Genomic DNA, 22,288 nt, shown 5'->3' with positions numbered 1-22,288 from the left:
GTCCGCCTCGCTTCGTCGCCATGGCCTACTTGGATTGCCGTGCGCTCGGCGTATGACTCTGGTTGTACTTCCGGCGCTCCACCATGCCGACCACGAACAGGGCGATGATGCCCAGCGCCCCAAGGGGAAGCGCCACCAGCGGGAAGAACTGGACGAAGTACTGAAGCTGCGTGCTGGGTATCTTCATGCCGGCACCACCGACGATCAAGAGCACGATGATCGCCACCACCGAGAGGCCGATCAGGATCAGGCTGAAGAACGCGAGAGTGCGCTGCAATCTGCTGACAGGGGGACGGGACTCGTCGGGCACAGATCAAGGATAATTGACTTCGGTCTCGGGGCGACCAGCCCCGACCCAGGCCGAGTGTGACGAAAGAGGTATCGATGCCCACCGGACGGGTCAAGTTCTACGACGAGGAGAAGGGCTTCGGCTTCATCGCTGGCGATGACGGCCAAGAGGTCTTCCTGCACGCCACTGCGCTGCCCGCAGGCGCCGAGGTCAAGAGCGGCACGCGCCTCGAGTACGGCATCGCCGACGGCAAGCGTGGTGCGCAGGCCCTGTCGGTGCGCGTGATCGAGGCACCCGTGAGCCTCTCGCGCCAGCGCCGCCCGAAGGCCGACGACATGGCCGCCGTGGTCGAGAGCTTGATCCAGGTGCTCGACGGCATCGGCAACGACCTGCGCCACGGGCGCTACCCGTCGAAGTCGCACGGGTCGAAGGTTGCGCAGGCGCTGCGCAAGGTCGCTGACGACCTCGAGGCGTGAGCGTGAGCAACGAGGTGAATACCGAGACGGATGCCTCTGAGCAGGCATCCGTGACCCCCGAACCGCTTGCCGACGAGGTGCTGCTCAAGGCCGTCGACGTCGCGCGTGCGGCGCTCGCCGAGATCACGCCGGCAGCCACGATCGGCAAGCCGGCCGGGCATCTCGTCGAGGGCGAGCGCGTGCTGTCGCTGCTGTTCGAGAACACGCTGCCCGGCTATCCCGGCTGGTTCTGGACGGTGTCGCTGTCGCGCGAAGCCGACTCGGACGACGTCAACGTGCTCGAGGCCGAGCTCATGCCGGGCGAGGCGGCGCTGCTCGCACCCGACTGGGTGCCGTGGGCCGATCGCCTCGCCGAGTACCAGGCGCAGAAGAAGGCCGAGCGCGAGGCGGCTGCGGCCGCGGGCGAGCCGGAGCCCGAGGACGAGTTCGTGACGGACGCGGAGTCGGCTGACGACGATGAGGGGTCGGAGGGCGAGGAGCTCGATGATGAGGAGCTCGATGACGATTCTGGCGTCGATGACGATTCCGACGACGATGACGCCGACGACCTCGAGGTGTCCGACCTGAACGACTTCGACGAGGACGACGACGACTTCGACGAGGCGGCCGAGCTGCAGGGCGCGGAGGAGGCGGCCCTCGCCTCCGACGAGGAGGAGTAGCGGCGTCGTACCCACCCGAGGGGTGTGTCCGGGTCGCTTCACCTTCGGCCAGGGGACTCGAACTGCGCCTTCGTGTCAGTTCCGGCGGAACCCCCTGCGGCGTAGGACGGCGAAGACTCGCTGAAGAAAGGCCTCGCGGTCGTGGAAGAGGTCCTTCGAGGTCACTTCGATGACCTCCCAGCCTGCCGCCCTGAGCAGTTCGTTCCGATCGATGTCGCTGAGAAACCGGTCCCGGTCTCGGTGACCGTCGCCCTGGTACTCGAAGCAGACGCCGAACTGCGGCAGCGCGAGGTCGGGGTGCAGCGTGAGCTGCCCATTGGCGACGGAGACAGCGAGATGCACGAGGGGCTCGGGAATGCCGGCTTCCACCAGCAGGAGGCGGAGGAGGGACTCGGTGCGGGAGTCCACATCCGCTCGGAGCCGCCCCAGCGCCCACCGCAGATTCTTCGCGCCGCGCTTGCCTGCATACCGCGCTACCGCGGCTGCTAGTTGCTCGATGGTGCAGAGAGGCCGCCGCATCCGCCCTGCCCACGCATCACCGGAGAGCAGGAAGTCGCCGGCCGCAACCAGGTCCTCTCGTGAGAGGACGGCGGCGAGCTGGCACCAGACGTCAGGGGTCCACAGCACCGGCAGGCCCGCAACGGTGACCACACTGACCGATCCGGCCACCAGCTTGTGCCCGATGATGCCTTCCGCGCGCGGCGGAGTCCGAGGCGCCGCGACGGCGACATCCAGTGAGCGGTAGCGCGAGTCGTATGCGGGTGGAAGCGGCATACCGTGCAGCGCCGCCGCCGTCACCCCGCAGAATGCCCAGAGCCCGGTCATCCGAGTCGCGCAGGCGGCGGCCCGTTCGTGCAGGGTGCGCGGGCGCCCGACGAAGTTGGCGCCACGGAAGGGCTGAGTGAGGTCGAGGCTCCGCAGCCGACCGGGCGAGATGCCGGCGCTCCGCGCCGCCGCGGTCGAGAAGGCTGGTCCGAGTTCAGGAGGAAGAGCATGCGGTTGTGGCATCCGTTCACAATGCTCGAAACGGATGCCGGTGCGGGGCCTGCCCACTCCGATCGGTGGAGTCCTCGGTCGATCGCCTCCTGTGCTGGGGAAGTCCTAGCCCGGCGGGTCGCGCGCGCGAACTCACCCCTCGGGGCAGTTCGGGGCTCAGCCGCCGCGAGTACGCAGCCTCAACTCACCCCTCGGGGCGGCCGAGGCCCAGCCTCAGCCCAGGTGCTCGACCACGTACTCGATCGAGCGGATGAGCTGGGCCACGTCGGCCGGCTCGATCGAGGTGAAGGTCGCGATGCGCAGCTGGTTGCGGCCGAGCTTGCGGTACGGCTCGGTGTCGACGATGCCGTGCTCGCGCAGCGCCTTCGCGACCGCCGCCGCGTCGATGCCGTCGAAGTCGATCGTCACCACGACCTGCGAGCGGTCGGCGGGGTCGGCGACGAAGGGCGTCGTGTACGAGGTGGCCTCTGCCCAGGTGTAGAGCTGGTCGCTCGACTCCTTCGTGCGCGCGGACGCCCAGGCCAGGCCGCCGTTCCCGTTGATCCAGTTCAGCTGCTCGTCGAGCAGGATCAGCGTCGCCAGTGCCGGGGTGTTCAGTGTCTGGTTGAGGCGCGAATTGTCGACGGCCTGCTTGAGGCTCAGGAACTCGGGGATGTAGCGATCGGATGCCGCGATCCGCTCGATCCGCTCGATGGCGGCCGGCGACACGGCGGCGAGCCACAGGCCGCCGTCGGAGGCGAGGTTCTTCTGAGGGGCGAAGTAGTAGGCATCCGTCTGCGTCACATCGAAGTCGATGCCGCCCGCCGCGCTCGTCGCGTCGATGACGGTCAGCGCGCCCTCATCACCCGCCACGCGCGTGATCTGCGTCGCGACGCCGGTCGAGGTCTCGTTGTGCGGCCACGCGTAGACGTCGACGCCCTCGGTCACGACCGGGGCGGCGCTCTGGCCCGCAGGTGCGTCGATGACGGCCGGCGCCTCGAGCCACGGCGCCTTCGCGGCCTTCGCGAACTTCGAGCCGAACTCGCCGAAGGTCAGGTTCTGGGAGCGCTTCTCGATGAGGCCGAACGCGGCGGCGTCCCAGAAGGCGGTCGAGCCGCCGTTGCCGAGGATGATCTCGTAGCCCTCCGGCAGGCGGAGCAGCTCACCGAGGCCCTCGCGCACCCGCCCGACCAGCGCCTTCACCGGCGCCTGCCGGTGCGAGGTGCCGAGCAGCTCGGCGCCGCGCGTCGCGAGCGCGTTCACCGCCTCCTGCCGGATCTTCGAGGGGCCGCAGCCGAAACGGCCGTCAGCGGGGAGCAGTTCGTCAGGCAGGGTGATGCTCGGCATGGCACCAGCCTATTGGCCCGGGCTCGGCGCACCTTCCAAGTAGGCTGGAGAAGGACGGATGTCAAGAGCAATCCGGCCGGTTGAACCCGAAGTTTGTGAGGGAGCGGGGATGACTGATCTCGTCGACACGACGGAGATGTACCTGCGCACGATCCTCGACCTCGAGGAAGAGGCGATCGTGCCGCTGCGGGCGCGCATCTCGGAGCGACTCGGGCACTCCGGCCCGACGGTCTCGCAGACCGTGGCGCGCATGGAGCGCGACGGCCTGGTCATCGTGTCAGGCGACCGCCACCTCGAACTGACTGAGAAGGGCCGCCGCCGCGCCGTCGATGTGATGCGCAAGCACCGCCTCGCCGAGCGCCTGCTCTCCGACGTGATCGGCCTCGACTGGGAGTTCGTGCACGACGAGGCCTGCCGGTGGGAGCACGTCATGAGCGAGCAGGTGGAGGAGAAGATCCGGCGCATGCTGGGCGACCCCACTGAGTCGCCGTATGGCACGCCGATCCCGCCGATGGACGACGAGGGCCGCACCCTCTCGACCGTGTTCCTCAAAGACGTCGTCAGCACCGTCGAGGCGATCGCCTCGGGCGAGCCCGTCACCGCCACGATCCGGCGCCTCGGCGAGCCGGTGCAGTTCGACCCGGAACTGCTCGCCCAGCTGCGCCAGGCGGGTGTCGTGCCGGGCAACACCGTGACCGTCTCACCTGCAGGCGGGTATGTGCTCGCCGAGGTCGAGGGCTACGCCGAGGGGCTCGAACTGCCGCACGAGGTCGCGAGCCACATCTTTATCGCGGCCTGATTTCCCACCTGGGAGTTTTCCGGTGTGACAATTCCGTTACCTTCCCCTATTCTCGATCGAGTCGAAAGGCCGACATCCGGCCGCTAGACCTCGAAGCGAGACGCTCCTTGATCCGTCGCTCGCCTCGTGAAGCCGAAGCCCGACCCCCACCGGGCCCAAGACAACAGGACGGACTCGTGCATGCGCACGGGAGCGCCGGAGGTCCACACCTTGGCAGAACCGAACGGGACGACGAATGGCGCGATGACGCGCCGCGAAGCACGCGAGGCCTTCGAGGTGCGCTCCACCGCGAGTCCGGCGAAGCGCCGCGTTGCCGCCCAGGCGCCCGCGGTACCGGCATCCGTCACCCCTCCTGCCAAGCGCAAGTCGCCGCTCAAGCGCTTCGCCAACCTCTTCGTTCTGGTCGCCGCCGTCGGCATCGTCGGCACGATCGCCATCCCCGCTTATGCGTTCAACCCGAGCACGCAGGAGCACTCGAACAGCAGCTCGGCCGTGCTCGACACGATGAAGCGCGCGAACGCGCAGTCCGCCGATGTGGCGACGGATGCCGCCGCGCCGGCCGCGGCCCACGAGGGCTTCCAGGCCACGACGGTCGATGACATCGCCAACGCGAAGCAGGCCGCCGCGCGCGCCGCAGCCGCCAAGGCCGCCGCCGCTCGTGCCGCGAGCTACAGCGCGGCCTACACCGGCCCGACCGCCGCGCAGTACCTGACGTCCGTTCCCGCCGGGACCAGCTACAGCCTTGCCGCGGTGCTCGCCAAGGCGAAGACCTACGCGGGGGTGCCCTACCAGTACGGCGGCGCCACTCCGGCCGGCTTCGACTGCTCGGGCTTCGTCATGTTCGTCTACGCCCAGTTCGGTGTCTCGCTGCCGCACTCGTCGAGTCAGCAGGGGCACATCGGTCAGACCGTCTCGCTCGCGGACGCGCAGCCGGGCGATGTCATCGCGCTCAACGACGGCTCCCACGACGGCTTCTACGCCGGCACCGATGCCAGCGGCAACGTGCTGATCTTCGACGCGCCCAAGCCCGGCGGCGTGGTCGGGCTGCGCCCGCTGTGGACGAGCGCGTACCACATCCAGCACTTCGGCGGCTGAGCCCGCGGATGCCTGAAAAGGCATGCGCAGCTTAATTCTGTGTTACGACACGTTGTGCGAATGCCTGCTCAGCATGCGTTTTGTGCACGTTCCGGGTTAGCCTGACTTCGTCGGTGCGCCGCATCCGGCGGCGCTCCACTGGTGGGAGACGTCCGTGAACACCGTTGACAGCAACACCGCGCGAGCCTCGCGCGTGCGCTCCAACGCGGTCATGCGGCGGTCTCACCACCGGCACCATCTGCACCACGTGCACCACTTCTGCCCGCAGGCAGGAACCTTCGGCGTCGCCCTCTGGGCGGCGCCTTCTTTGTTCCTGCGCCTCTTCCCGCGGGCATCCGTCGTCGTGGCCAGCCAGGTCGCGCCAACGCGCCGAGGAGTCCCATGCGCACTCTCGTTCTGAATGCCGGTTACGAGCCGCTTGCTGTCGTCTCGTTCAAGCGAGCCCTCGCCCTCGTGATGAATCACAAGGCGACCATCGTGCAGATCGACACAGGCCACCCGGTGTTCGGCATCACGGCGGAGTGGGATCGCCCGAGCGTCATCCTGCTGACGCGCTACGTGCGGCTGCCGCACGGCCGGCAGGTGCCGGTGTCGCGCCGCGGGGTGCTGCGTCGTGACGCGCATCGCTGCGCCTACTGCGCGAAGCCGGCCTCGACGATCGATCACGTGGTGCCACGCTCGAAGGGCGGCCAGGACTCATGGGAGAACCTGGTCGCGTGCTGCCTGCGCTGCAACAACGTCAAGGGCGACCGCTCGCTCGCGGACATGGGGTGGGAGCTGCGCTTCACGCCGCGGATGCCGCACGAGCCGGCGTGGATGGTGCGCGGCTCGGAGCACCTGCTGCCCGAGTGGGAGGACTACCTGCAGCCGCAGGCTGCATAGTTCACCCCGAGTTCACGACGGGTGCTTACCGTGCCCGGCATGGACGCGCTCGCGATCGTCATCCTCGTCGTCGTTCTGGGTCTGGTGTTCGATTTCACGAACGGATTCCATGACACGGCCAATGCCATGGCGACCTCCGTCGCGACGGGGGCTCTGAAGCCCCGCGTCGCCGTGTTGATCTCCGCCGTGCTGAACCTGGTCGGCGCCTTCCTCTCGACAGAGGTTGCCACGACGGTGTCGAGCGGCATCGTCAAAGAAGGCGACGGCGGCATCGAGATCACGCCCGTCATGATCTTCGCCGGACTCGTCGGCGCGATCATGTGGAACCTCGCGACCTGGTATCTGGGGCTGCCGTCGAGCTCGACGCATGCGCTGTTCGGCGGCCTGATCGGCGCGGCCATCATCGGCAGCGGCTTCGACGCGGTCGACTGGTTCAACGTGCTGTCGAAGATCGCGCTGCCTGCGCTGTTCGCACCCCTCGTCGCGGGTGTCGTCGCGATGATCGCGACGTACGCGGCGTACATGATCACGCGGCATGCGACGAGCAGGGGATCGGAGCGCGGATTCCGGTACGGGCAGACCGTCTCGGCATCCCTCGTCTCGCTCGCGCATGGCACCAACGACGCCCAGAAGACGATGGGCGTCATCACGCTGACGTTCGTGGCAGCCGGCTACCAGCACGCGGGCACCGGGCCGCAGTTCTGGGTGATCCTCGCGTGCGCTCTCGCGATCGCGGGCGGCACCTACTCCGGCGGGTGGCGCATCATGCGCACCGTCGGCAAGCGCATCACCGAGGTGTCGCCGCCGCAGGGATTCGCGGCCGAGACGAGCTCGGCCGCGACGATCCTGGTGTCCAGCCATCTCGGCTTCCCCCTGTCGACGACGCAGGTGACCACCGGCGCCATCGTCGGCTCGGGGCTCGGGAAGAAGCTCGCGTCGGTGCGGTGGGGGACCTTCGGCCGCATGGCGCTGGCTTGGCTCGTGACCGTGCCCGCCGCGGCTCTGGTCGCCGGCCTCGCGACGCTGATCGTGCGTACGGGTGTCATCGGCACGGTGATCGTGGTGATCGCGGCGGTTGGCGGCATGGCGGCGTTCTGGCTGCTGTCGCGGCGGCATCCGGTCAGCCACGAGACCGTCAACGTCGATGAGGACGTGCTGGCCAGCAGGCCGGTCGCCGTCGGAGCAGGGGAGTCGAAATGATCGCGTGGGGTTCGCTCGGACTCGAGTTCGTCGTCAGCCTTGTCGCCGCGGGCGGCGTGGTCGCCATTTTCGCGCTCGGGCTGCGCCTGCTCGCTGTGGGCGCGCCCGTCGCGGCGCGTGCTTCAGCCGGCGAGGTGGAACGCGTCGCCGACGGCGAGGTCGCGCTGTCGCACGAGCGCCCGACCTGGGCATCCCTCGGCGCCTATCTCTGCTTCGCCATCGACATCGCGGTCGTGCTCTACGGGATCTATCTGATCATCCCGCAGTTCCATTAGCTGCTCAGGCGTGACCTGACCATTCCGACACGGCCGCGTCGGGCGCACCCGCGACGGATGCCTGTAGCACGATGCCGTTGCCGTCGGGGTCCGAGAGCGTGACGAACCGCCCCCACGGCGCCTCGTGAAGCTCGCTCACGGCGACGCCCTTCGAGCTCAGCGCCGCGACGTCGCCCTCGAGGTCGTCGGTTTCGAGCACCGTGCCCTGCAGCGACCCCGGCAGCATCGACGGGAACCAGGTGACGAGGGTGAGCGCGGTCTGGCCGCCGGGCGGTGCGACCATCACCCAGCGCATGTCCGGTGAGAACTGTCGGTCGGCGAGGAGCGCGAAGCCGAGCACCTCGGTGTAGAACTCCTTCGCGCGGTCCTGGTCGGAGACCGGGACAGAGACGACCTGAACGTGTCGAATGGTCATGGGTCCATCTAGGCAGGCGGGCAGGGGCGCGTCAACGGCTGCTGGGCTCTCGGAAGTATGCGAACGCCTTCTGTGCGGCGATGCGGAAGGCGACGGCGCCGTCATCTTGGAGCTCGTCCATGAACCGCGCCCACTCGGGCCCCTCGATCGGCACGTAGTGGTTGATCATCGCCTGGCGCAGCTCTGCCACGCGCGCGTCGCCGAACGGCAGGATCTCGACGTCGCCGTGCACGATCAGCTGGGTCGACTCATCGGGAAGCCACGTCGCGCTGACCGCCGGGTTGCGGCGGAGGTGGGTCGTGCGCACGGCCCGGGCGCCGGACGAGAACCAGAGCTCGCCGTGCAGCAGGTAGCCGTCGACGGCGCCGGTGATCGGGCGCCCGTCGCGGGAGACGGTGGCGACGGTGAGGAGCTGCATTCCCGGCATCCGTCTCACGATCTCGGCGGCCGGCAGCAGCACATCGAGCGTGAAGATCTCGCGCAGGTGCGGGCCGGCCGCCGCGATGCTGCGGTCGAGCAAGGACTGGAGGGCGGCGACCTCGTCGGGGGTTTCCCACATGTGACAAGCGAACCACGGGCCACCGACATCGCCCCGGGCAGTGCTACAGCGGCTGCGGCTCGGAGGTCAGGCCGTTGAAGACGGTCGCGATCAGGCGGCGGCCCTGGGCGATGCCCTCATCGTTGTTCGCGACGCGCCACAGGAAGCTCATCAGCGTGATGATGTCGGCCGGCTCGTGGCCCGGCGCGATGCTGCCCTCGGCCACGCAGGCGTCGAGCAGCTTCGCGACGGCCGCGCTGGTGGGACCCCAGGATTCGTCGACGACCTGCTGGGCCGCGGCCGAGTGCAGGGCGTCCCCCAGGCCGTGCTTGATGCGGATGTAGCCGGCGAGCATCTCGAACCAGTCGACGAAGGCGGCCTTGGCCGAGCTGTTGCGGGCCAGCGCATCTTCTGCGGTCGAGCTCAACCGGTCGATGTCGTGCTGGTATGCGGCGAGGATCAGGTCGTCGCGAGTGGGGAAGTGGCGGTACAGCGTTCCGATGCCGACGCCCGCCTTCTTGGCGACATCGCTGAGCGGGACGAGCGGATTCTGCGCGAAGAGCTCGTGCGCGGCGTCGATGATCGCGACGCGATTCTTCGCCGCCGCCTTCCGCTGTGTGCCGTAGCCCGTCTCGGTCTCGCTGCTCATGGGTCGATCTTGCCTCGTGTTGACATGCGGAGGATCCTCCGATAATTTGATTCCGAACTGCGGAGCATCCTCCGCAAGTTGACTTTAGCAGGAAGCATCCGTCATGCACTATGTGAAGCTCGGCACCACTGGCCTCGATGTCTCGCCCATCGCCATCGGCGCGATGAGCTACGGCGAGCCCGACCACGGCCACCCCGTGTGGTCAAAGGGCGAGGACGAGGCCCGCCCGCTCATCAAGCACGCGCTCGAGGCCGGCATCAACTTCTTCGACACCGCGAACATGTACTCGAACGGTTCCAGCGAGGAGATCCTCGGCCGCGCGCTGCGCGACTTCGCCGACCGCGACAACGTCGTGATCGCGACCAAGCTGCGCCACCCGATGCGACTCGGCCCGAACGGCCGCGGCCTCTCGCGGAAGGCGATCATGCAGGAGGTCGACCACTCGCTCGAGCGGCTCGGCACCGACTACATCGACCTGTACCAGATCCACCGCAACGACCACTCCACTCCGTGGGAGGAGACGCTCGAGGCGCTGCACGATCTCGTGAAGGCGGGCAAGGTGCGCTACCTCGGCGCCTCATCGATGCACGCATGGGAGTTCGCGAAGGCGCTCAAGCTGCAGGAGCTCAACGGCTGGGCGAAGTTCGTCTCGATGCAGGACCACTACAACCTGCTCGCCCGGGAAGAGGAGCGCGAGATGATCCCGCTCGCCCTCGATAACGGCGTCGGCACGATCATCTGGTCGCCGCTGGCGCGCGGCCGCCTCGCCCGCGCGTGGGACGACGCGAAGTCGACGACGCGGGCCGAGACCGATGGGGCGTATGCCGACCTGCTGTACGCGCCGTCAGAGGAGGCATCCAACCGCGCCATCACCGACGCCGTCGGGAGCGTCGCCGCCGCGCACGGCGTGAGTCGCGCCCAGATCGCGCTCGCCTGGCTGCGCCGCCAGCCCGTCGTGACGGCGCCGCTCGTCGGCGCGGGCTCGACGCAGCAGATCGACGAGGCCGTCGCCTCGCTCGACATCGAGCTCGCCGACGACGAGGTGCGTGCGCTCGAAGCGCCGTACACCCCGCGCTACGACTGGCAGGGCGTCTCGGACGAGGCCGAGATGGAAGCCATCCGCCGCCGCGTGCCCGGCATGGCGCTGTAAGGGAAGAAGGGAATCACATGTCTCGAGTACTCGTCACTGGCGGCACCGGCTTCATCGCCAGCTGGTGCATCGTCGCCCTGCTCGACGCCGGCCACGACGTCCGCACCACCGTGCGCAACCTCGCCCGCGAGTCGCAGCTGCGCCAGACCATCCACGCGGGCGTCCGGTTCGACGACGCGCGGCTCACCGTCGTGCGCGCCGACCTTGAAAGCGATGAGGGGTGGGCGGATGCCGTGGCGGGCGTCGACTACGTCCTCCACGTCGCCTCCCCGACCCTGCGCAACGAGGTCGTGAGCGAGCAGGCGATGATCGACGCCGCCCGCGAGGGCGTGCTGCGGGTGCTGCGCGCCGCCCGCGACGCCGGCGTGCGCCGCGTCGTGCTGACCAGCGCCCTCGGCGCCATCGCCTACGGCCATCCGAACCAGTCCGCGCCCTTCACTGAGGAGGACTGGACGAACCTCGACGCCGAGCTCGCCCCCTACCAGCGTTCCAAGACGCTCGCCGAGAAGGCGGCCTGGACGTTCCTCGAAGAAGAGGGCAAAGGGATGGAGCTCGCCGCCGTGCATCCGGCCGCCGTCATCGGCCCCGTGCTCGGCCCCGACGACCCGCCCTCGCTGCGCATCATCCGCGGCATGCTCGAGGGCCAGCTGCCGGCCTGCCCGCCCTTCGGCACCAGCTGGGTCGACGTGCGCGACGTCGCCGACCTGCACGTGCGCGCCATGACCGACCCGGCCGCAGCCGGCGGCCGCTGGCTCGCCGCCGCCGGCCGTGGGCTGCGCATCGTCGAGGTCTCGCGCATCCTGCGCCGGCAACTCGGCGAGCGTGCTGCCAAAGCCCCGACCCGGGAACTGCCGCTTCCCGTCGCCCGCCTGCTCAGCCGCTTCAACCCGGGGCTGCGCGCCCTGCGCCCGCAGCTCGGCAAGAACTTCTACGCCACGGGCGCGAAGGCCGAGCGTGAGCTGGGGTGGAAGCCGCGGCCCATCGAGGTCACCGTCGCCGAGACCGCCGACGGCCTGCTCGCCCACGGGCTCGCCTCGGCGTGACGACGGTCGGCGCCGCGGCGACCGCACGTGCGAGACGACGACGCCCGTGACTCACGGCAGCGGCACGACGAGGGTCGCGTTCGCGGCGGCGAGGACGGCGGCCAGACTCGCGGTCAGGACCGAACGGTCCCTGGCCGCGGCCCAGGCGGCAGCGCCGTCGCGGCGGTATTCGATGAAGGTGAGTGCGTCGCCGTCGTTGCCGGCGTCGAGGCTGGACTGGTGCAGGCTGAGCACTTCGATCCGGATGCCGAATGAGTCGAGCGCCTCCGTCAGCGCCTCGATCGGGCCGACGCCGTCATGCCGACTCGTGCGCTCGGCCTCGCCCATGCGCAGGGTCACTGCGGTGGACGTTCCGCTGGTGTCGAAGCCGAGCAGCTCGACAGCACGCGCCGTGGCGGGCGCTTCGAAATAGGCGGCTTGGAAGAGATGCCAGACCTCTGCCGCCGTGACCTCGGCGCCGCTGGCATCCGTGTGCTCCTGCACGTGTCGGGCGAAGTCGATCTGCAGTCTCCTCGGCAACTCGACGCCGTACTCGCTCTCGAGCAGATAGGCGATACCGCCTTTGCCCGATTGCGAGTTGACGCGGATCACCGCGTCGTAGCTGCGCCCGAGATCGGCGGGGTCGATGGGCAGGTAGGGCACGCGCCACTCGATCTCGCGCTCGGGCCTTCCCTCGGCGGAGGCGCGTGCGCGGTGCTCGGCGAATCCCTTCTTGATCGCATCCTGATGTGTGCCGCTGAAGGCGGTGTGGACGAGATCGCCGACATACGGATGCCGGGGATGGATCTCGATGCGGTTGGCGTGCTCGACCGTGCGGCGGATCTCGTCGATGTCGGAGAAGTCGATCATCGGATCGATGCCCTGCGCGTGCAGGTTGAGGGCGAGGGTGGCGAGGTCGACGTTGCCGGTGCGCTCGCCGTTGCCGAAGATGCAGCCCTCGACGCGCTGGGCGCCGGCAAGCACGGCGAGCTCGGCGCAGGCGATGCCGGTGCCGCGGTCGTTGTGCGGGTGGACGGACAGGATCACCGCGTCGCGGCGGCCGAGATTGGTGTGCATGTACTCGATCTGGTCGGCGTACACGTTGGGTGTCGCGATCTCGACGGTCGCGGGGAGGTTCAGGATGACGGGGCGCTCGGGTGTGGCATCCCACAGTCCTGTCATCGCGTCGCAGACCTCGAGCGCGTAGTCGGGCTCGGTGAGGTTGAACACCTCGGGCGAGAACTCGAAGCGCACGTTCGGCAGGTGCCCGGCGAATTCGAGCACGTCGCGGCCGCCGGAGAGGATCAGCTCGGTCAGCGCCGCGCGATCATGGCCGAGCACGACGTCGCGCCAGGTGGGTGCGGTGGCCGTGTACATGTGGATGACGACCGGGTTGCGGATGCCGCGGAGGGACTGCACCGTGCGCTCGATGAGCTCGCGGCGGGCCGGCGTGAAGACGACGATCGTGACGTCTTCCGGGGCGATGTCGCTCTCGGCGATGAGTCGCACGAAGTCGTAGTCGGTCTGCGAAGCCGAGGGGTAGCCGACCTCGATCTCCTTGTAGCCCATCGCGACCATCAGCTCGAAGAAGCGCCTCTTGCGAGCCGGGTCCATCGGCTCGGCGAGGGCCTGGTTGCCATCCCGGAGGTCGACGGGGACCCACAAGGGCGCGGTGGTGAGGCGGTTGCCCGGCCACTTGCGCTCCGTCAGCGGCACCTCGACACGCGAATACACATCGCGATAGCGGTGCGAGGGCATCTGGGAGTGCCGCTGGGGATTCCACGCCGGAGCGCCGGCGGGAATCGGGCCGGCGGGCGTGGAGATGGTCGGGAAGGCGGTGCTGCTCATGTTCTGGTTCCTGCTTCGATCGTCGGGGTGATCGACCGGCGCGTTTCGGCTCCACGTCGGGGAGCCGGTCTGGCTAGGCCCCGCCGTGGCGGCGAAGAAGAAGGAGTCCGGTGATGGGCACGAAGCGAGGCTAACACAACTTCTCAGACAAGTAGAGGAGTGTGGGAGATGAGAGGATGCCTGTATGTCCCAGGTCCGCCGCGAGCCGCTCGCCGATCAGGCCGCCGAGCTCCTCCTCGCGCGCATCCGCGCGGGCGAGTGGGCGCTGGGCGAGAAGCTGCCCGGCGAGATGTCTCTCGCTCCGCAGCTCGGCGTCGGGCGGTCAACGGTTCGCGAGGCGATCCGGCAGCTCGCCGGCAGGGGCGTGCTGGCGACCAGGCAGGGCGCCGGGGTGTTCGTGACTGCACTCGACGCCCGTGAGGATTGGGATCGGGTGCTGGATCGTGCGGACATCCTCTCGGTCATCGAGGCGCGCAGCGCGATCGAGACCGAGGCGGCGGCGCTCGCCGCACAACGCCGCACGCCCGCGGAACTGAGGTCTCTACGAAAGGCGCTCGCGGACCGTCGGGCGAGGACCGCGACGATCGAGGAGCATGTGGATGCCGATACCGCATTCCACCGGTGCATCGTCCTCGCGGCCCACAACCCGATCCTGACCGAGCTGTTCGACGGGTTCACACCCCGCAGCAGGCAGGCCATGATCGAGATGCTGCGCATCGGCGGCGCCTACGGCGGCACCGCCGATCACGAAACCCACGAGCGGCTTCTTCGGGCGATCGCCGACTCCGACCCTGCCGCCGCGGCCGGGCTCAGCCGCACCCATTTCCACGAGATGAAGCACAATCTGCGCTGAGCTGTTCGGCGCGCGCTACCGGCTACGATTGAGACGCCCGCCTCTGTAGCTCAATGGAAGAGCAGTTCCGTCCTAAGGAAAGGGTTGGGGGTTCGAGTCCCTCCAGGGGCACTTTTGCGAATGGGGCGATTTGCCTAGAAAACATTGGCGAGCCGAGGCTTTCACTCTCCATCACTAGCGGTACCTGCCCACATTTTGCCCACATCTGCGCGCGCGGCTGCGCCGATAGTCTTGGGGAGTGATCCTGCGTGCCACTCTCCGATCGACCGAAAAGTGGACTGACCGCGAGACCCACAGCGATGCTTCCGTGGCCCGCACCGCGCTCGAGGCGCGCATCCCCGAGGGGTTCGAGCTTGCGAGCGTGCGCGCGATCGACTGGAAGGGCGGTCAACCGGTCACCCTGGAGGCGAGGGCGCACAGCCGCGTGACGCGTGAGATCTCAGTTGAGGCGCCGAGCTATAACGAAGCCAGGGCGCAGCTCTCAGGTCAGGTGCCTGAGGGCTGGTCGCTGCTGTACTCGATCATCGGGGAGTGAGGGCATGGGCCCGGTGATTCTGCTCGGGGGCGACCTCGACGACGCGACGCCGCGGTGCCCGGACTGTCTCGAGCAGCTCGTCGACGTCGACGGGCCGGCGATCGGCGTGTTCCTGCGTTGCCCGGGCTGCGGCCGCGACTGGACCCCTGAGGAGCTCGCCGGTCAGTCGTAAACCGCGACCACGGACCAGTCCCCGGCGGCCTGCCTGGCGTCGACGACATGCGTGCGCCCGTCGTCGTCGGTGGCCTGGAACCTCCACCCGACCTGCTGAGGTACGGCCCCGTGGGTGAGGCGCTCGTCGTAGACGTCCTCCGTGAGCGGTGTGGGGGTGTCGGTGACGTGCCAGCGGCGGCCGCGCCACACGAGCCGGGCCGGGATCCCGGATGCCAGCCAGACTGTCGCGGTTTCGATCCCATGGAGGCTCATGGCTTGCCTTTCTTCGAACGGAGGTTCGATGATAGGCACATGGCCGACGACGCAGCAACACCCGACTACACCACTCGGCTGATGTGGCCGAAGCGGCGCCTCGATCTGCCCGAGTGGGAGGTCATGGTCGGCGGGCGGATCGTCGGCTGGGTCCGCCAGGTGCGGATCGGACGGTCGTCGGTGGTGTTCTTCGAGGCGACCGGGATGCTGGATGGTGAGCGCGTGCGGCTGGAGGTCACGGCGGATCGAGACGAACGGTTCCGCGTCGTGGCCGAGTTCAGCGTCGCGCCGCAGAGGTACCGTCGGCACCTCACAAACCGGCAGCTCCGCAGCATCAGCGGACAGAGCTAGGGTGCCCTCATGTGCGTCAGTCACGGCCTGGACCCACGGTTCTTCTCCGAAGCGAAGCAACGCGCAGCCGAACGCGCGCTCGACACGCTCTACGAGGCGTGGGTGAAGAAGGCGACCGCGGGCCTGGAGAAGCCGACGAGCATGTGGCCGTCGACGCCGGCGCAGAAGCGCACCTACCCGATCATCACCAAGGACGGCGTCGTCGACGGCTGGTTCGGCCAGCTCAAGGACGGCAAGCCGGCACCCTGGCCCCTCGGCGGGGCGAACTCCCGCGCCGAACGGTTCCTGAAGAACGGGTACGAGCGGCGCGCCCTCGTGCCCGTCTCGTACTTCTACGAGCTGCAGGACTCCGACCGGAAGCAATGGTGGCGCTACCAGCACGGCGAGGACCTGCTCCTTCTGGCCGCGACCCTCCAGAAAGGCGTCCTCGCCACCGGCGAGAAATACGACTGCTACTCGATCATCACCCAAGACCCGCCCGAGCAGCTCGCCCGGATCCACAAGCGCACCGTCATGCTCGTCCCACCCGAGCACGCACAGGACTGGCTGCACAGCACCTCGAAGACCATCGTCGCCAAGATCCGCGACGCCGCCGCCGGCCTGCAAGCCGAGATCGAGCCCGTGCACCTGGAAGGCAAACCCGCGTGACCAACCGCGAGAACGAGATCCGCGCCGCCTGCAACGACTGGGTCGCGATGAGCATCGACCTCGACGGGCGCGCATGGGACCAGGAGACCGACGGCAGACGGCAGCTCGCGATCTTCACCACACTGCTGAAGCACTTCGACAACACCACCCTGGACGAGCTCGCCGCACCCGCCGCCGAGACGCTCGCATCCGGCGTCATGGACGCACTCTACGAAGCCGCCGGCGAGCACGACCTCGAACCGTTCATCGACGCCGTCGTCAGCACACCCGTCGAGCCGCTGCGCTCCAACATCCCGTACACGCTCATCGACGAGAACTAGCCCGGACACGACGAAAAGCCCCTCCCGACCAAGGTCAGGAGGGGCTTTCGCGTGAAAACATGCCGGGATTCATACCGGCCCAGGTGCTGCTACTGGAGCTCGTCTGCCGGACGCTCGTCGAACGTGATCGCCACGTCCTTGCCGAGCATCTGCTCGAACCACTCGGCGGCGTCGGGATTGCCGACGGTGAGCTCGACGGCACCAGACGGCGTTGCCGATGCCCACGCCTTGTTGGCGTCGCTCTTGTTGCCCGAGACGGGGCTGAGCTGGACCTTCACGACAGGCTTGGGCTCTGCCCATCCGCCGTTCGGGTATGCGTACTTCTCGACAGCGCGGACATAGAAGCGGGCCTGTACGGCCATGGCTACTCCTTAGGTTGATTCATCAGGGATGCCCTGCGCACCGGATTCGAGCCCGCGTGCGAGACAGCTCCCGACCGTGGACTCGAACCACGATCAGCACGTCCAGAGCGTGCCGTCCTGCCATTGGACGAATCGGGAATGGTAAGGCCCCTTCGACGGCCAGTCAGAGCTAGGCCGGGCGTGTTTCAACACATCAGACGCGATCGCGTTGGGATTCTCGAAGGAACCGCATCTCGCTCTTGTGCATCATCCGCGTCTGGCGCCACTCGCGCCATCTTCGCTTTCCTCGACCGCGCTTGACGTCGTCCAAGAGGACACGCGCCCATTGCTCGAACCGCCGCAGGCGCTGCCACAGCCTGAAGTCGGACGGGAAATCATCGATCAGCCAGCCGCGGATGATGAGTCGCGGATTTTCGCCGTCTAGATGCATCGGGACCATGCCATCCGGCCGGAAGCGGTCGGCATAGACAATCTCGCGCAGCACGCGCTCGCGTCGCTCGGGAAACACCCAATCGCGAGCGACTTGCTGGGCGTCCGTGAGAACACTGGCGATTCGCCATGATCGACCTTCAGCGGAATACGGTCCGCACTTGCCGAGATGCAGTTGCGCATAGTGGATGTCGATTGAAGAGAAATAGGCCGAGAGCCTGATACCAGCGCTTGGCACACTTCGGACGTACCGATTCCATGCTCGGTTCCATTGACCCTCGAGGGCGAAGTCTCGCGTCGGGGACTGCGCCATTGGGTACTTGATTGCTTCGATCGTTTCCGTGAGCTCATTCGCGTATGCGAGGTCGCTCTCGAACGTCCGCGCCTCCCTCTGATCAATGAAGGTGCGGCGCGCGATCACGATGCCCACGAACGCCAAGATGATTCCGAGCACTCCGGCTATCGTCTGAATCCAAGCGGCGAGGTCCACACCATGACCCTCGCGCGGCGAGTGTCTAATCGCGGCGACGACACGCATCTTATTCAGGTGCATAGGTGCGGTATCCCCCGTTTTCTACGGATGTGGGCTACCGCCCTGGCGGGGCGAGTGGTTGCGTGAGTGGCACAGCAGCGGTCAGTTGTTCCGGCCGTCTGGACTAGCGGCGTAGGTCTCGATGGCGCAGTACTGCCGCATGAAGCTTTGCGTCTCGCGGAGCTCCGCTTCAAAATCATCAGAGGTGACCATGTGCCTCACCTCCATTCGCGAGGACAAGGACGGATCTGACTGTGACCGACCATCGACCGCATGAGCTAGCACGGGCTCTCGTGGGAATCCAGATCGCTGTTGCGAGCGATGATGCCACTGCGTACGCGGAGCTATCGCGCTCAATCGAAGCGATCTTGCCCGCACTGGACGCCGACCAGCGGCAGGTTCTGACGAGAGCGGCGATGTTGATCGTTGCCGGGCTATCCGAAGACGTTGTCGGCCATACCGGCGAGCGCGGCTACGACGTACTTGAGCGGTTGCTTGTCGAAATCGCAACCAAGGAGGGCTGAGCAGTGCGCAACCGCTGCCGTCAGAGTGCATTGATCACGTCGCCTGCTGCGCGAACGGCGATCCCGGATGAGACGCAGTAGTTCACGAGGCTGGCGAAGTTGGAGCGCAGCCACCCGTTCTGCGTGGCCGGGGTGGTGGTGGGCAGGTCGTGGATGATGAAGTTCACCCACAGGCCGTCCGCCTTAGCCGCGTCGACGGCCGCTTCGGCCTGCGCGAGGGTGAGGGTGCTGCTGCACACCAGTGCGGAGGCCGCGTACCGGTAGTCGGAGGTGGGCGACATGAGCCGGGTGTCGTTGGTGCGCCCGTAGCCGAAGAAGCGGCGCACGCTCGTGTACGCGGGCTCATCGAACGGCCCGACCGGGTAGGCGTAGGACATCATCGGCGGGAAGCCGTTGTCGTATGCCCAGGAGCGCAGGGCGCGCAGTTCGGTCTCGTAGTCCTCGGTGGTCCATCCCACGACCGAGATGTGGGTGTCATCGGAGGTGGCATGCGCTCCGAGTTCCATCCCGTACGCGTTGACCATCTTCTTGAGGTCGTCGGTGTCGTAGTACTCGGGGTTGCCGCTGGTGAGCCTGCTGAGGATCGGGAACAGTGTCCCGGTGTAGCCGTGCTGGGCTAGCAGAGGCGTGGCATACGAGGCGTGCTCCGCCCAGGTGTCATCGAAGGTGAAGGAGACGACACCTTCCGGGAACGCGGGAACGCCCTCAGGGTAGGTCGCGAAGCCGCCGAACTTCACCGTCACCGGGTCCCCGTCGTCGCCGGCGTCGTCCATGCATGCCCGGACACCAGCGGCGCGATCACGTTCATCTGTGGCCGCGCCGTGCGCTTCCGATCGAACAGCGACGTCTGCGCCACCTCATATGTTGCCGGGATCGGGATCGAGTCAAGGCGGCGTCCGTTGAGGTCGACCATCGCCTTCTTGGACTGCGCGACAGCCTGGCCGATAGAGACGATGTCCATTACGCCACGCTCGCAATCGTTCCGTCAGTGTTGTAGGTCAGCGTGCGGGTCACGCCGCCCTTGGTGATCGTCGCCACCGTGCCGTCGCCGTTGTAGGTGTATGTGGTGCCGTCCTGGTCCTCGATCACGTTCCCCGACCCGTCGTAGGACAGCGAGCCGACGTTCGGCAGGACCGCAACAAACGTGGCCTTCTGTTGCGCCGCGAACGCACTGTCAGGGTCGGCTGCGATCGCCGTGAGGCCGGCGTCGGTCATGCCCTCGACGGTCACAGCGCCGGTGCTGCCGTTCACGCTCGTGACGGCCGGCGGGGTGACCATCTGGGGAGGTTGCGCGCTGCCATTCGGCTGCATCTCCACATCGATGGATTCCTGTCCGGTGACGGGGGAGACGGGTTTGGCCCAGGGAGTGCCGCCGCTCGGATACGCGGTCACCACGTAGTACCAGCCCGTGACGGCCTGCCTCGGGTCGTCGGCGTCCACCCAGCCGGGCTGGTCAACGACTGGGACGGATACGGATGCCGCACCGAATTGGTCTGCGGTGACGCTGATCGTCTGGTCGAGCAGGCTGTCGCCCGTCGCCGCCCAGACGAGGTTCCGTGACGGTCGAACCGCGACCTTCCCCCCGACCGGACCAGCGAGATTGAACCACTTCCCGACGACGAGGTTGCATGTGATCACCTCGGGAGGAAACGCGGTCATTGGCTACTCCGATCTATGATCTGAATCCGGGGTGTGGTTGTCGCGGCGCCACGTGTTCTCTGCGTCGTCGAAGCGCTCACTGAGTGCTTTCTGGTCGTCGTAGAGTCCGGCGACGCCGGTCTCGACCCGGTCCAGGCGCTCGACAGCGTCGGCGAGAGCCGTGTCGAGGCGCTTGGAGGTGTCCTCGATGCGGTCGAGCTGGTTGCGGAGGATCACGTGACCGTGATCGTTGACGATCTGTTTGTTGAGCTCGTCGAGGATCGGGTCGTTCTTCTTCAGGAACGGCTCGAGCTCCCCGAGCGCGTCCACCAGGCTGATGACGCGCCGCAGGAACTGCCAGAGGGGCGGGACCGCGCGCACGCCCCCGCCGATGGTGGCGAGGGCGGCGGCGGCAACGAGGACCCACTGAAGCCAGTGCGGGACCGCGGAGAACGGGACATCCATGCCGTCAGGCGGCGGGCGTCTGGGTAGGCGCTGCCTCAGCCGGTTCGACGATGCCAGGAGTCGTCACCTGCGCGTCGGGCGCCTCCTCGACGGCCGGGCCCGCGAGCTGCTCGGGTGTGAAAACAGGAGGGATGACCGTGAGGGTCGGCACGCCGTCGGCACCGAGGGATGCGGTGATCGTCGGAGGCGTGTACGCCGGGGCCTTCGGGACGCCGAGGAAGACGCCGAGCTTCGGCCACCTCGTCTCCAGCGCCCGCACGATCAGGTACCAGATGCCGGCGAGCACGGCCGTGAGCGCGGACTCCATGACCCCCTGCGGGATGCCTTCGATGCGGATCGGGAGATGCACGGTCGCAAGCCACGAGAGGATCAGGCCGGCGAGGATCGGCACGTAGGTGCGGATGAGGGAGGCGACGAAGTCTGTCGCGGTCTGCGTGGCCTGCTGGGTGGTGTTGGTGGTGCTCATGCTGCTGCCTTTCCGAAGAGGGCCTTCACTCCAGCGATGACGCCGGAGGTGATCTTGGAGCTGTCGACGGTCACGTTGCCGGCCTGGATGCTCGGGGCGGGATTGATCGCCGAGAGGTAGGAGCGGCAGATCTGGATCTCGGCGGCAAGCATCGCGTCGCTGCCGTTGTTCGCCTTGAGGCGCTGGAGGAGCGTCACGTGGTACGGGGACTGGATGTGGGTCGCGTTGCCGGTGATGTGCGACACCACGTAGATGCCGCCGTTGGTGCCGGCGTATGGCACGATCGAGAAGCTCATGTCGGCCTCCTGGGTTGCGGGTGATGCAGCCGCGGGTTGCGAGCTGCTCGGGAATGAGATCGGGACGCCGCACAGGTCCTCGGTCCAGCCGAGGTAGGGGCGCTGGGTTTGGGCCTCGCGCTGCGCGATGGTGCACGTGCCCATCACGCCGTTGCGCGGGTAGTCGGTGGCGCGGATGAGGCCGCCGCCGAGTGACCATGCCTGGTCGCCGGCGTTCTTGTTCGCGTCCGTGCGTGTAGGCGAGGGCCCGAGGAAGACGGGGACGCCTGCGGGCGGGTTCCGGTCGCCAGCGTGCTTCTTCTGCGCGCCCTGCCAGACTGCGTACGCGTTCGGGTAGCTGCGATCTCCGACGATGCCCGGCGCTGACGCCTTCGCGGCCTCCCAGTCCGTCTCTGCGCAGTACCCAACCTTGTTTGTGGTCTTCGCGAGCAGGATCTGCATCGTCTTGATGCCGTCGATGGTTCCGGCCACGGCCGCCTCCTTGCATGAGAAAGCCCCGCGCGTGGCGGGGCTGATCGGTGGCGCTTGTACGCCTGTCTGGGTGACCGTCTAGGACGTGGTCGTGTTGTCGGCTGAACCGCCGCTATCGCTGGGCTGGGGCGCCGCGAGGATCGTGTCGATGAGCTGCTTCACGAGCGGGAGCGCGGATGCCGGGAACTGCGCGTAAGCGCTGACCTGGCCGTAGGCCTCGATTGTCGCGGTGACCTCGTCGACGACGGCCACGAGGTGCGTCGTGGCGCCGTCGCCGTTCACGTCGACGTCGGCCTCGTAGGTGGTCGTCGTCAGGGTGGTTGTGGCGGTGCTCTTCGTAATGTCCATGCGGT

34 protein-coding genes and 2 tRNA genes are annotated in these 22,288 nt (G+C 67.8%); 18 read left to right on the top strand and 18 right to left on the bottom strand.

Annotated elements, in window-relative coordinates; translation table 11 throughout:
- Positions 1-25 precede the first annotated feature (25 nt).
- Entirely contained in the window at positions 26-310 is a 285-nt protein-coding gene (locus tag ABD708_RS12180) for a hypothetical protein (RefSeq protein ID WP_344754784.1), read from the bottom strand.
- 74 nt (positions 311-384) lie between these two features.
- Between ABD708_RS12180 and ABD708_RS12175 the strand changes: the two genes are divergently transcribed.
- Complete coding sequence (locus tag ABD708_RS12175) at positions 385-765, top strand: cold-shock protein (protein ID WP_344754782.1); 381 nt, start codon at positions 385-387, stop codon at positions 763-765.
- Positions 766-767: 2 nt separating this feature from the next.
- Positions 768-1,424 carry a DUF3027 domain-containing protein gene (locus tag ABD708_RS12170; protein ID WP_344754780.1) on the top strand — a complete coding sequence of 219 codons (657 nt, stop codon included), beginning with the start codon at positions 768-770 and terminating at the stop codon, positions 1,422-1,424.
- Positions 1,425-1,499: 75 nt separating this feature from the next.
- Here ABD708_RS12170 and ABD708_RS12165 read toward each other — a convergent pair whose 3' ends face one another.
- Both ABD708_RS12165 and serC read right to left on the bottom strand, forming a co-directional pair.
- Positions 1,500-2,249 carry a hypothetical protein gene (locus tag ABD708_RS12165; RefSeq protein WP_344754778.1) on the bottom strand — a complete coding sequence of 250 codons (750 nt, stop codon included), beginning with the start codon at positions 2,247-2,249 and terminating at the stop codon, positions 1,500-1,502.
- A gap of 384 nt (positions 2,250-2,633) precedes the next feature.
- Positions 2,634-3,746 carry a phosphoserine transaminase gene (serC, locus tag ABD708_RS12160; protein ID WP_344754776.1) on the bottom strand — a complete coding sequence of 371 codons (1,113 nt, stop codon included), beginning with the start codon at positions 3,744-3,746 and terminating at the stop codon, positions 2,634-2,636.
- Positions 3,747-3,855: 109 nt separating this feature from the next.
- Between serC and ABD708_RS12155 the strand changes: the two genes are divergently transcribed.
- The 6 genes from ABD708_RS12155 (at position 3,856) to ABD708_RS12130 (ending at position 7,997) form a co-directional block, all read left to right on the top strand.
- On the top strand, positions 3,856-4,545 hold the full coding sequence (locus tag ABD708_RS12155; RefSeq protein ID WP_344754775.1) for an iron-dependent transcriptional repressor DtxR: 690 nt from the start codon (positions 3,856-3,858) through the stop codon (positions 4,543-4,545).
- A gap of 243 nt (positions 4,546-4,788) precedes the next feature.
- On the top strand, positions 4,789-5,640 hold the full coding sequence (locus tag ABD708_RS12150) for a C40 family peptidase (RefSeq protein WP_344754773.1): 852 nt from the start codon (positions 4,789-4,791) through the stop codon (positions 5,638-5,640).
- A 154-nt stretch (positions 5,641-5,794) separates the two neighbouring features.
- Positions 5,795-6,040, top strand: a complete 246-nt coding sequence (locus ABD708_RS12145) for a hypothetical protein (protein WP_344754771.1) — start codon at positions 5,795-5,797, stop codon at positions 6,038-6,040.
- Positions 6,022-6,522, top strand: a complete 501-nt coding sequence (locus ABD708_RS12140) for an HNH endonuclease (protein WP_344754769.1) — start codon at positions 6,022-6,024, stop codon at positions 6,520-6,522. Before ABD708_RS12145 ends, ABD708_RS12140 begins: the two co-directional genes overlap by 19 nt.
- Positions 6,523-6,561: 39 nt before the next feature.
- On the top strand, positions 6,562-7,722 hold the full coding sequence (locus ABD708_RS12135) for an inorganic phosphate transporter (protein WP_344754767.1): 1,161 nt from the start codon (positions 6,562-6,564) through the stop codon (positions 7,720-7,722).
- Positions 7,719-7,997 (top strand): hypothetical protein, encoded by a 279-nt coding sequence (locus ABD708_RS12130; protein WP_344754765.1) that lies wholly within the window; start codon positions 7,719-7,721, stop codon positions 7,995-7,997. The genes ABD708_RS12135 and ABD708_RS12130 overlap by 4 nt, the downstream gene beginning before the upstream one ends.
- Before the next feature lie 4 nt (positions 7,998-8,001).
- Here ABD708_RS12130 and ABD708_RS12125 read toward each other — a convergent pair whose 3' ends face one another.
- From ABD708_RS12125 to ABD708_RS12115, 3 genes are read right to left on the bottom strand one after another with little or no spacing between them, the layout of a single operon-like run.
- Positions 8,002-8,412, bottom strand: coding sequence for a VOC family protein (locus tag ABD708_RS12125; protein ID WP_344754763.1), 411 nt, complete (start codon positions 8,410-8,412; stop codon positions 8,002-8,004).
- Between the two features lie 31 nt (positions 8,413-8,443).
- Complete coding sequence (locus ABD708_RS12120; RefSeq protein ID WP_344754761.1) at positions 8,444-8,971, bottom strand: pyridoxamine 5'-phosphate oxidase family protein; 528 nt, start codon at positions 8,969-8,971, stop codon at positions 8,444-8,446.
- 43 nt (positions 8,972-9,014) lie between these two features.
- A complete protein-coding gene (locus tag ABD708_RS12115; RefSeq protein ID WP_344754759.1) occupies positions 9,015-9,599 on the bottom strand; it encodes a TetR/AcrR family transcriptional regulator in 585 nt (194 codons plus the stop codon).
- Positions 9,600-9,702: 103 nt separating this feature from the next.
- Here ABD708_RS12115 and ABD708_RS12110 point away from each other — a divergent pair, with 103 nt between their 5' ends.
- Together ABD708_RS12110 and ABD708_RS12105 are read left to right on the top strand one after the other, a co-directional pair.
- On the top strand, positions 9,703-10,749 hold the full coding sequence (locus ABD708_RS12110; protein ID WP_344754757.1) for an aldo/keto reductase: 1,047 nt from the start codon (positions 9,703-9,705) through the stop codon (positions 10,747-10,749).
- A gap of 17 nt (positions 10,750-10,766) precedes the next feature.
- A complete protein-coding gene (locus tag ABD708_RS12105; RefSeq protein WP_344754755.1) occupies positions 10,767-11,792 on the top strand; it encodes an SDR family oxidoreductase in 1,026 nt (341 codons plus the stop codon).
- Between the two features lie 51 nt (positions 11,793-11,843).
- Here ABD708_RS12105 and ABD708_RS12100 read toward each other — a convergent pair whose 3' ends face one another.
- Complete coding sequence (locus ABD708_RS12100) at positions 11,844-13,619, bottom strand: 2-isopropylmalate synthase (protein ID WP_344754754.1); 1,776 nt, start codon at positions 13,617-13,619, stop codon at positions 11,844-11,846.
- Between the two features lie 184 nt (positions 13,620-13,803).
- Between ABD708_RS12100 and ABD708_RS12095 the strand changes: the two genes are divergently transcribed.
- The 4 genes from ABD708_RS12095 (at position 13,804) to ABD708_RS12080 (ending at position 15,179) form a co-directional block, all read left to right on the top strand.
- Positions 13,804-14,472 (top strand): FadR/GntR family transcriptional regulator, encoded by a 669-nt coding sequence (locus tag ABD708_RS12095; RefSeq protein WP_344754752.1) that lies wholly within the window; start codon positions 13,804-13,806, stop codon positions 14,470-14,472.
- 39 nt (positions 14,473-14,511) lie between these two features.
- Positions 14,512-14,583, top strand: a tRNA-Arg gene (locus tag ABD708_RS12090).
- Between the two features lie 196 nt (positions 14,584-14,779).
- On the top strand, positions 14,780-15,007 hold the full coding sequence (locus ABD708_RS12085; RefSeq protein WP_344754750.1) for a hypothetical protein: 228 nt from the start codon (positions 14,780-14,782) through the stop codon (positions 15,005-15,007).
- 4 nt (positions 15,008-15,011) lie between these two features.
- Complete coding sequence (locus ABD708_RS12080) at positions 15,012-15,179, top strand: hypothetical protein (protein ID WP_344754748.1); 168 nt, start codon at positions 15,012-15,014, stop codon at positions 15,177-15,179.
- Here ABD708_RS12080 and ABD708_RS12075 read toward each other — a convergent pair.
- Positions 15,170-15,433, bottom strand: a complete 264-nt coding sequence (locus tag ABD708_RS12075) for a hypothetical protein (protein ID WP_344754746.1) — start codon at positions 15,431-15,433, stop codon at positions 15,170-15,172. The two genes, ABD708_RS12080 and ABD708_RS12075, sit on opposite strands and share 10 nt — an antisense overlap.
- 39 nt (positions 15,434-15,472) lie before the next feature.
- Between ABD708_RS12075 and ABD708_RS12070 the strand changes: the two genes are divergently transcribed.
- The 3 genes from ABD708_RS12070 to ABD708_RS12060 are packed head-to-tail and all read left to right on the top strand — an operon-like array spanning position 15,473 to position 16,752.
- Positions 15,473-15,784 carry a hypothetical protein gene (locus ABD708_RS12070; RefSeq protein ID WP_344754744.1) on the top strand — a complete coding sequence of 104 codons (312 nt, stop codon included), beginning with the start codon at positions 15,473-15,475 and terminating at the stop codon, positions 15,782-15,784.
- A 9-nt stretch (positions 15,785-15,793) separates the two neighbouring features.
- Entirely contained in the window at positions 15,794-16,432 is a 639-nt protein-coding gene (locus ABD708_RS12065) for an SOS response-associated peptidase family protein (protein WP_344754742.1), read from the top strand.
- Positions 16,429-16,752, top strand: coding sequence for a hypothetical protein (locus tag ABD708_RS12060; RefSeq protein WP_344754740.1), 324 nt, complete (start codon positions 16,429-16,431; stop codon positions 16,750-16,752). The genes ABD708_RS12065 and ABD708_RS12060 overlap by 4 nt, the downstream gene beginning before the upstream one ends.
- Before the next feature lie 89 nt (positions 16,753-16,841).
- Here the strand turns inward: ABD708_RS12060 and ABD708_RS12055 are convergent, their stop codons facing one another.
- The 3 genes from ABD708_RS12055 to ABD708_RS12045 all read right to left on the bottom strand — a co-directional run bounded on the left by ABD708_RS12055 (position 16,842) and on the right by ABD708_RS12045 (position 18,033).
- Entirely contained in the window at positions 16,842-17,114 is a 273-nt protein-coding gene (locus ABD708_RS12055; protein WP_344754738.1) for a hypothetical protein, read from the bottom strand.
- Positions 17,115-17,181: 67 nt separating this feature from the next.
- A tRNA-Gln gene (locus ABD708_RS12050) sits at positions 17,182-17,252 on the bottom strand.
- A 55-nt stretch (positions 17,253-17,307) separates the two neighbouring features.
- On the bottom strand, positions 17,308-18,033 hold the full coding sequence (locus tag ABD708_RS12045; RefSeq protein WP_344754736.1) for a hypothetical protein: 726 nt from the start codon (positions 18,031-18,033) through the stop codon (positions 17,308-17,310).
- 335 nt (positions 18,034-18,368) lie between these two features.
- On the opposite strand from ABD708_RS12045, the gene ABD708_RS12040 reads away from it, so the two are divergent.
- Positions 18,369-18,599, top strand: a complete 231-nt coding sequence (locus tag ABD708_RS12040; protein WP_344754734.1) for a hypothetical protein — start codon at positions 18,369-18,371, stop codon at positions 18,597-18,599.
- A gap of 20 nt (positions 18,600-18,619) precedes the next feature.
- Here the strand turns inward: ABD708_RS12040 and ABD708_RS12035 are convergent, their stop codons facing one another.
- The 7 genes from ABD708_RS12035 to ABD708_RS12005 all read right to left on the bottom strand — a co-directional run bounded on the left by ABD708_RS12035 (position 18,620) and on the right by ABD708_RS12005 (position 22,283).
- Positions 18,620-19,372, bottom strand: coding sequence for a polysaccharide deacetylase family protein (locus ABD708_RS12035; protein ID WP_344754732.1), 753 nt, complete (start codon positions 19,370-19,372; stop codon positions 18,620-18,622).
- Entirely contained in the window at positions 19,339-19,560 is a 222-nt protein-coding gene (locus ABD708_RS12030; RefSeq protein ID WP_344754730.1) for a hypothetical protein, read from the bottom strand. The genes ABD708_RS12035 and ABD708_RS12030 overlap by 34 nt, the downstream gene beginning before the upstream one ends.
- Entirely contained in the window at positions 19,560-20,258 is a 699-nt protein-coding gene (locus ABD708_RS12025) for a hypothetical protein (RefSeq protein WP_344754728.1), read from the bottom strand. The genes ABD708_RS12030 and ABD708_RS12025 overlap by 1 nt, the downstream gene beginning before the upstream one ends.
- A 3-nt stretch (positions 20,259-20,261) precedes the next feature.
- Complete coding sequence (locus ABD708_RS12020) at positions 20,262-20,702, bottom strand: hypothetical protein (protein WP_344754726.1); 441 nt, start codon at positions 20,700-20,702, stop codon at positions 20,262-20,264.
- 4 nt (positions 20,703-20,706) lie between these two features.
- Positions 20,707-21,168: a hypothetical protein gene (locus tag ABD708_RS12015; protein ID WP_344754724.1), complete on the bottom strand. Its 462-nt coding sequence runs from the start codon at positions 21,166-21,168 to the stop codon at positions 20,707-20,709.
- Positions 21,165-21,935 carry a hypothetical protein gene (locus tag ABD708_RS12010; RefSeq protein WP_344754722.1) on the bottom strand — a complete coding sequence of 257 codons (771 nt, stop codon included), beginning with the start codon at positions 21,933-21,935 and terminating at the stop codon, positions 21,165-21,167. The genes ABD708_RS12015 and ABD708_RS12010 overlap by 4 nt, the downstream gene beginning before the upstream one ends.
- 78 nt (positions 21,936-22,013) lie before the next feature.
- On the bottom strand, positions 22,014-22,283 hold the full coding sequence (locus ABD708_RS12005; protein ID WP_344754720.1) for a hypothetical protein: 270 nt from the start codon (positions 22,281-22,283) through the stop codon (positions 22,014-22,016).
- Positions 22,284-22,288: the final 5 nt, after the last annotated feature.

It is taken from the genome of Gryllotalpicola koreensis, from assembly GCF_039538185.1.
Taxonomy (GTDB): domain Bacteria; phylum Actinomycetota; class Actinomycetes; order Actinomycetales; family Microbacteriaceae; genus Gryllotalpicola; species Gryllotalpicola koreensis.
The sequence above is the reverse complement of the archived record's forward strand: the minus strand, read 5'-3'. Positions and strand labels throughout refer to the sequence as shown.

What these genes read in the sequence shown, in the direction of transcription:
- ABD708_RS12125 (WP_344754763.1), bottom strand. Translation starts at nt 8,412, where the DNA reads ATGACCATTCGACACGTTCAGGTCGTCTCTGTCCCGGTCTCCGACCAG.
- ABD708_RS12110 (WP_344754757.1), top strand. Translation starts at nt 9,703, where the DNA reads ATGCACTATGTGAAGCTCGGCACCACTGGCCTCGATGTCTCGCCCATC.
- ABD708_RS12115 (WP_344754759.1), bottom strand. Translation starts at nt 9,599, where the DNA reads ATGAGCAGCGAGACCGAGACGGGCTACGGCACACAGCGGAAGGCGGCG.
- ABD708_RS12135 (WP_344754767.1), top strand. Translation starts at nt 6,562, where the DNA reads ATGGACGCGCTCGCGATCGTCATCCTCGTCGTCGTTCTGGGTCTGGTG.
- ABD708_RS12035 (WP_344754732.1), bottom strand. Translation starts at nt 19,372, where the DNA reads ATGGACGACGCCGGCGACGACGGGGACCCGGTGACGGTGAAGTTCGGC.
- ABD708_RS12005 (WP_344754720.1), bottom strand. Translation starts at nt 22,283, where the DNA reads ATGGACATTACGAAGAGCACCGCCACAACCACCCTGACGACGACCACC.
- ABD708_RS12095 (WP_344754752.1), top strand. Translation starts at nt 13,804, where the DNA reads ATGTCCCAGGTCCGCCGCGAGCCGCTCGCCGATCAGGCCGCCGAGCTC.
- ABD708_RS12080 (WP_344754748.1), top strand. Translation starts at nt 15,012, where the DNA reads ATGGGCCCGGTGATTCTGCTCGGGGGCGACCTCGACGACGCGACGCCG.
- ABD708_RS12065 (WP_344754742.1), top strand. Translation starts at nt 15,794, where the DNA reads ATGTGCGTCAGTCACGGCCTGGACCCACGGTTCTTCTCCGAAGCGAAG.
- ABD708_RS12100 (WP_344754754.1), bottom strand. Translation starts at nt 13,619, where the DNA reads ATGAGCAGCACCGCCTTCCCGACCATCTCCACGCCCGCCGGCCCGATT.
- ABD708_RS12130 (WP_344754765.1), top strand. Translation starts at nt 7,719, where the DNA reads ATGATCGCGTGGGGTTCGCTCGGACTCGAGTTCGTCGTCAGCCTTGTC.
- ABD708_RS12055 (WP_344754738.1), bottom strand. Translation starts at nt 17,114, where the DNA reads ATGGCCGTACAGGCCCGCTTCTATGTCCGCGCTGTCGAGAAGTACGCA.
- ABD708_RS12140 (WP_344754769.1), top strand. Translation starts at nt 6,022, where the DNA reads ATGCGCACTCTCGTTCTGAATGCCGGTTACGAGCCGCTTGCTGTCGTC.
- ABD708_RS12120 (WP_344754761.1), bottom strand. Translation starts at nt 8,971, where the DNA reads ATGTGGGAAACCCCCGACGAGGTCGCCGCCCTCCAGTCCTTGCTCGAC.
- ABD708_RS12165 (WP_344754778.1), bottom strand. Translation starts at nt 2,249, where the DNA reads ATGACCGGGCTCTGGGCATTCTGCGGGGTGACGGCGGCGGCGCTGCAC.
- ABD708_RS12175 (WP_344754782.1), top strand. Translation starts at nt 385, where the DNA reads ATGCCCACCGGACGGGTCAAGTTCTACGACGAGGAGAAGGGCTTCGGC.
- ABD708_RS12150 (WP_344754773.1), top strand. Translation starts at nt 4,789, where the DNA reads ATGACGCGCCGCGAAGCACGCGAGGCCTTCGAGGTGCGCTCCACCGCG.
- ABD708_RS12155 (WP_344754775.1), top strand. Translation starts at nt 3,856, where the DNA reads ATGACTGATCTCGTCGACACGACGGAGATGTACCTGCGCACGATCCTC.
- ABD708_RS12015 (WP_344754724.1), bottom strand. Translation starts at nt 21,168, where the DNA reads ATGAGCACCACCAACACCACCCAGCAGGCCACGCAGACCGCGACAGAC.
- ABD708_RS12070 (WP_344754744.1), top strand. Translation starts at nt 15,473, where the DNA reads ATGGCCGACGACGCAGCAACACCCGACTACACCACTCGGCTGATGTGG.
- serC (WP_344754776.1), bottom strand. Translation starts at nt 3,746, where the DNA reads ATGCCGAGCATCACCCTGCCTGACGAACTGCTCCCCGCTGACGGCCGT.
- ABD708_RS12075 (WP_344754746.1), bottom strand. Translation starts at nt 15,433, where the DNA reads ATGAGCCTCCATGGGATCGAAACCGCGACAGTCTGGCTGGCATCCGGG.
- ABD708_RS12105 (WP_344754755.1), top strand. Translation starts at nt 10,767, where the DNA reads ATGTCTCGAGTACTCGTCACTGGCGGCACCGGCTTCATCGCCAGCTGG.
- ABD708_RS12025 (WP_344754728.1), bottom strand. Translation starts at nt 20,258, where the DNA reads ATGACCGCGTTTCCTCCCGAGGTGATCACATGCAACCTCGTCGTCGGG.
- ABD708_RS12030 (WP_344754730.1), bottom strand. Translation starts at nt 19,560, where the DNA reads ATGGACATCGTCTCTATCGGCCAGGCTGTCGCGCAGTCCAAGAAGGCG.
- ABD708_RS12020 (WP_344754726.1), bottom strand. Translation starts at nt 20,702, where the DNA reads ATGGATGTCCCGTTCTCCGCGGTCCCGCACTGGCTTCAGTGGGTCCTC.